Below are 4,541 nucleotides of genomic sequence, written 5' to 3' on the forward strand. Positions count from 1 at the left end.
GGCGCGGGGGTCACCCCGGTGGGCCGCGCGGCGCTCATGCGGGCTGGGCCGACGCGCGCCGTCCGGCCCGGTGCCGGGACGGCGCGCCGCAACGGAGCTACCGCTGCCCGGGTGCCGAGGGCGCCGGCACGGGCACCCTCGATGCTGGTCACCTCACGAGGACGACGGAGTTGATCGGCGTGTAGTCGAGCGGCGCGTACTCACCCGTGCCGCGGTACACAGGTGAGCAGTTCTTGCCGTTGTACCCGGTGCACTCCTGGAAGCCGGCGCCGCCGGTCTGGTTGTTGACGACCACACGCTGTCCGGTGACGTTCGACAGGTTGTGGTAGCCGTAGCTGTAGAAGATGTTCTTGTTCAGGATGCTGCCGTCCGCCTCGCGGATACAGAACGCTCCGCTCGGGCAGGGTGTGGCGGCACTCGCGCTGGAGGCCGTGGCGAGCCCTCCTCCGACGGCCAGGGCCAGTGCCGCGACAGCGGTCGCGGTGGTACGCATCACACGCATGCTGGTTCTCCTCTGCTGGTGCGCCGCGGCGCGGAGTCCTGTCGTAGACCCGCCGGCGGTGCACTTCGGACGTTTCGGTTGGGCAACCGGGACACTGGCGGGAGAAGGGGGAACGAATCAAGACAGTCAGCGCGACTGGGATGACGGGATGGCGCAGTCGCGTGTGAACTGTGCACTTGGGTGTCCCGTGGGACGGGGATGGGACGCAGCCGTGCCAGCTGGGAGCGCGGGCACTTCGGCTGCGGCACGAAGGGATGACACAGGTGGGGGAAGTCGATCAGTTCGCCGCTCGGCTGCAGGTGCTGAAGGACCGGGCAGGGGTGAGCTTCGAGGCGTTGGCCAAGCAGACTGGCATCAGCCGGTCCAGCCTCCATCGCTACTGTGCGGGAAGCAAACTCCCTCCGGGTTACGGAGCTGTACACACGATCGCCAAGGCGTGTGGTGCGAGCAATGTGGAACTGCGGGAGCTCCATCGCTCATGGGCGCTGGCCGACGCAACGAAATGCTCCTCGAAGCGGGCTGACGGGCCGGTCGCTTCTCAGGACGACAGGCCCCGACCGAGCGCGGTGCCGGCGATGGCCCCGCCGTCGGGCGCGGGAGAGAGCTGGAAGAGGAACGTCCTGCTGGCGGTCTCGGCCCTGGTGGTCGCGGTCACGGCGGCCGCGATCGCCATGGCCGTAGCCGGTGCCTCGTCCGGTGGGCCGGTCGGCCCTTCCTCCCTCACCGCCGCGGCCGTGTCCCTGCATGTCTTCAACGTTGAGGGCGGTTGCCGGTCCCGAGAGGACCATGTGCCGGCGTGCAGCATGGGTCTGGCACGCGATCCCAGAAAGAAGTACGACGCCGACAACGTGGTCGACCACCGGATCTGGCACAACGATGTCCTGGTCGCCGACTGTGTGTTCTACGGGGGAGACCGAGTCGCTGACGAAACAGGTGTAGGCACCTCGCGCTGGTTCCGCGTCCGCCTGAACGACGTACCCGGCGGCTACGCCTGGATGCCGGCCGTGCGCACCCACGACAGCCCGGTGCTTCCCCGCTGCTCTCGCTAGGGATTGACGTCAAAGTGTCACGCCCGCATCAGGAGTGTGGCGAGGGTGACGGCTGCCTGGTAGGACTCGGTCCTGGTACGCCTCGCGCAAGGTCGAGACCCAGGGCCTGGACCGGGCTGACCGGTGGGGCGTCTTCGTGGCCTTCTGGTCCGCGACCTGGTTCGGCGTCGGCCGAGCCCCGGAGCGGTGCGAGCACTCCGTTATCTCTCTGGACGTTGATCTGTCGCTGCTGCTGCCTGATCTCACCCGCCGTGCCCCGAAGGGTGCGGGAGTGGAGCCGTGCGGCGCAGGTGTGAGGCTGAGCCGGTGATCGCGAGTACGGCGTGCAGCAGTGGCCGGGCGAGGGGGCTGGTGAGCCGTTGTTGCCAGCGCAAAGGTTGCAGGGACTCGCGCAGAGCGGGTACCGCGTAGCGGGTCATGCTCTGCTGGTACGTGTGCAGTGCCGCTGTGACCGTGTCGCCGCCGGTGCCAGATCGGTTCCGTTCCGGACCCGCACAAGGGTGGGTCCCGGTGCTGTCGTGGAGGCCGGTGAGCTGACTGATCAGCAGGTCGGCGTCGCGGATCGCCGTGGAGGCGCCCTGCCCGCCGGTGGGGGGCATCGCGTGCACGGCATCGCCGATCGCCGTGGCCGCGCCGGACTGCCATGGGGTGAGATCGGCTTCGGGATCGGCGGCGTAGTAGTCGAACCGGCCGGCCTGGGCGGGGTCGGTCCGGTCGAGCACCGTGTGCGTCCAGGGGGCGAAACCGGTGAGCAGGTGGCGTGCCGACGCGAGCACATCGGGCCGGCCATGTTCGGCGGCGGGGGCGGCGGACAGTGCGGCCGGGTCTGGCACGACGACGCTCCACAGCACGTAGCCGTCCTCGATGATCGGGGAAACCCGCTGGTGAGCCCGCGGTGTCGGGGAAGCGGTGGCGGGATCATGCAGGGTGAGGAACACGGCGGTACCGGTCGGGGCGACAGCGAACGCGGGCCCGTAGCGCAGGGCTGACGGCAGGTCCGACCGGATCTCCCGGCTGAGCGGGGCTTTCCCCGCCAGACCGAAGGCTTTGAGCTTTCGCGCGGTAAACCTCCCCGCCAGAGCCGCCACCACCCGGGACCGGGCGCCGTCCGCGCCGACGAGGACATCCGCGGTGTCCCGGGTGCCGTCGGCGAACATCGCGGTCACGGTGCCGTCGGCGTTGTGCTCAAGCCCGGTGAACTCAGACCCGAACCTGATCACCTCGGCGAGATCGTGGCCGAGGAGCCGCCGTAGCGCCACCCGCCCGATCATCAGGTGCTCGCCGTCGCGCCCGCGGGGAATCCGCGCCACCTGCCGCAACCGGTGATCAAGGACGCCGAACTGCCGGAACGACTCAGGTCCCGTACTACTGGCCACAACCGCCTGGAACACCGGCGTGGGCAGGCGCCGCCGCAGGACGTCCACCGCGGCGGGATTCACATGCAGCCGGTAGCCCCCCGTCTGCTCCAGGGCGGTGTCCCGTTCGTGGACCGTCACCTCGATCCCGGCGTTCCGCAGCCCCTGGGCCAGCACCAGCCCGCCCATGCCCGCTCCGATGACCATGACGCGCACATTGGCCCCCTGAATCAGTAGGTTGATCTAGTGTGCACTAATGCCTGCCTTATCCTCTCTCAAACTATCAGTGAGCTGATAGTTTGGCGGGATGAGTGAAACGGGCCCGGATTCTGACGAGCTGAACGCGCTGCCGGCGTGGGCGGTGGTGCAGGCGTATCACGCGCTCTCGCGCGAGCTGTACGAACTCTTCGCCGGCCACGGGCTCACCCCCGTGCAGTTCGGGGTCCTGGCCCAGTTGACCGAGTCGCCCGGCCTGCTGCAGGCCGAGCTGGCCCGGCGGGTACTGGTCCGGCCGCAGAGCATGACCGCGATCATCAACGATCTCGTCGAACGCGGCCTGCTGCGGCGCGAGGGAACCGGTGGACGGGGCAGGCCGGTGCCGGTGCGGATCACCGACGAGGGCCGGAACGTGCTCGCCTCCGCCGCCGGCGCGATGCGCGAGTTCAACGCGCCGGACAACCTCGGCCTGGCCTCCTACGAAGCAGGCATGCTCACCGCGCTGCTCCACAAGCTGACCGCCGCCCGTCGCACGCGCGCCTCCGGCGACGGCAACAGGCGCCGTTCCACCCCGGAACCCGCCTCCGGCGTGCAGGAGACCCCGTGAACCGGTCACTGCTGCGCCTCCTGGGAGCTGTCCTGGAGAACGTCGGGGTCCCGGTCGGCAGCTATCTGCTGCTGACGCTGCTCGGCTGGCAGCCGGTCTGGGCCCTGGTCGGAGCGTCCGGGGTGTCCGTGCTGATCCTCGGCGGTCAGTATCTGCGCCGGCACCAGCTCACCGCCCTGGGTGTACTGGTCCTTGTGCGCTTCGCGCTGGGCGTGGCAGTCGCCGTGATCACGGGAGACGCGCGTCTGGAGCTGGCCAAGGACTTCGTCATCACGTCGGCCATCGGCGGGTTCGCCGTCCTCAGCCTTCTGCTGCGCCGCCCCCTTATCGCACGTATCCGCCGGGACCTGTCCGGCGATCCCGGGCAATTCGACCTAAGGTGGGCCCGCGACCGCGGATTCCGGCAGGTGCACCGCCGACTCACCCTCGTCTGGGCGGCCGGCCTGGTGACCGAGGGCGCGGTCGCTGTCCTGCTGATCTACACCCTGCCGCTCACCGCCGCCGTCGTCGTCACGAACATCCTCGCCCCGGCGACCCTGCTCGCCCTGATCAGCCTCACCGAATGGCGCGCCCGCCGCTACGTGAGCCTTCAGCCCGGACCACCCACCCCGACAGCGGAACCACAGCCTGGCGCACCGGGAGTCGGTGGCTGAGCACGTACCGGTCACGGTGCGCGGGCCGGGTCCTCGATCGCAGGGAGGGCCGTGGACGCGGCTACCGCATGGTCCGGCGGAATTGCCCGCAGCGTCGGGGGCGGGCGTCTCGGGAGGGTCCGGGAAAAGCCGGCAGCCTCGTCGTCCGGGGGCGACGAG

At 69.9% G+C, this 4,541-nt stretch carries 5 protein-coding genes and 1 pseudogene; 4 read left to right on the top strand and 2 right to left on the bottom strand.

Annotated elements, in window-relative coordinates; genetic code table 11:
- Positions 1-148 precede the first annotated feature (148 nt).
- Positions 149-502: a hypothetical protein gene (locus ACFWN1_RS31850; protein WP_384369771.1), complete on the bottom strand. Its 354-nt coding sequence runs from the start codon at positions 500-502 to the stop codon at positions 149-151.
- Between the two features lie 254 nt (positions 503-756).
- Here ACFWN1_RS31850 and ACFWN1_RS31855 point away from each other — a divergent pair.
- Together ACFWN1_RS31855 and ACFWN1_RS31860 are read left to right on the top strand one after the other, a co-directional pair.
- A pseudogene (locus tag ACFWN1_RS31855) lies at positions 757-912 on the top strand (helix-turn-helix domain-containing protein); the annotation flags it as partial.
- 165 nt (positions 913-1,077) lie between these two features.
- Entirely contained in the window at positions 1,078-1,551 is a 474-nt protein-coding gene (locus ACFWN1_RS31860; protein ID WP_384369782.1) for a hypothetical protein, read from the top strand.
- Between the two features lie 242 nt (positions 1,552-1,793).
- On the opposite strand, the gene ACFWN1_RS31865 is transcribed toward ACFWN1_RS31860, so the two are convergent.
- The gene (locus ACFWN1_RS31865) at positions 1,794-3,113 is read right to left on the bottom strand and encodes an FAD-dependent oxidoreductase (RefSeq protein ID WP_384369774.1); all 1,320 of its coding nucleotides are present in this window, start codon (positions 3,111-3,113) and stop codon (positions 1,794-1,796) included.
- A gap of 100 nt (positions 3,114-3,213) precedes the next feature.
- On the opposite strand from ACFWN1_RS31865, the gene ACFWN1_RS31870 reads away from it, so the two are divergent.
- Positions 3,214-3,729, top strand: a complete 516-nt coding sequence (locus ACFWN1_RS31870) for a MarR family winged helix-turn-helix transcriptional regulator (protein ID WP_384369776.1) — start codon at positions 3,214-3,216, stop codon at positions 3,727-3,729.
- Positions 3,726-4,382, top strand: a complete 657-nt coding sequence (locus ACFWN1_RS31875; protein WP_384369779.1) for a VC0807 family protein — start codon at positions 3,726-3,728, stop codon at positions 4,380-4,382. The genes ACFWN1_RS31870 and ACFWN1_RS31875 overlap by 4 nt, the downstream gene beginning before the upstream one ends.
- Positions 4,383-4,541 lie beyond the last annotated feature (159 nt).

The sequence above is a fragment of the Streptomyces sp. NPDC058459 genome (genome assembly GCF_042721685.1).
In the GTDB taxonomy this organism is placed as follows: Bacteria; Actinomycetota; Actinomycetes; order Streptomycetales; family Streptomycetaceae; genus Streptomyces.

What these genes read in the sequence shown, in the direction of transcription:
- ACFWN1_RS31850 (WP_384369771.1), bottom strand. Translation starts at nt 502, where the DNA reads ATGCGTGTGATGCGTACCACCGCGACCGCTGTCGCGGCACTGGCCCTG.
- ACFWN1_RS31860 (WP_384369782.1), top strand. Translation starts at nt 1,078, where the DNA reads ATGGCCCCGCCGTCGGGCGCGGGAGAGAGCTGGAAGAGGAACGTCCTG.
- ACFWN1_RS31865 (WP_384369774.1), bottom strand. Translation starts at nt 3,113, where the DNA reads ATGGTCATCGGAGCGGGCATGGGCGGGCTGGTGCTGGCCCAGGGGCTG.
- ACFWN1_RS31870 (WP_384369776.1), top strand. Translation starts at nt 3,214, where the DNA reads ATGAGTGAAACGGGCCCGGATTCTGACGAGCTGAACGCGCTGCCGGCG.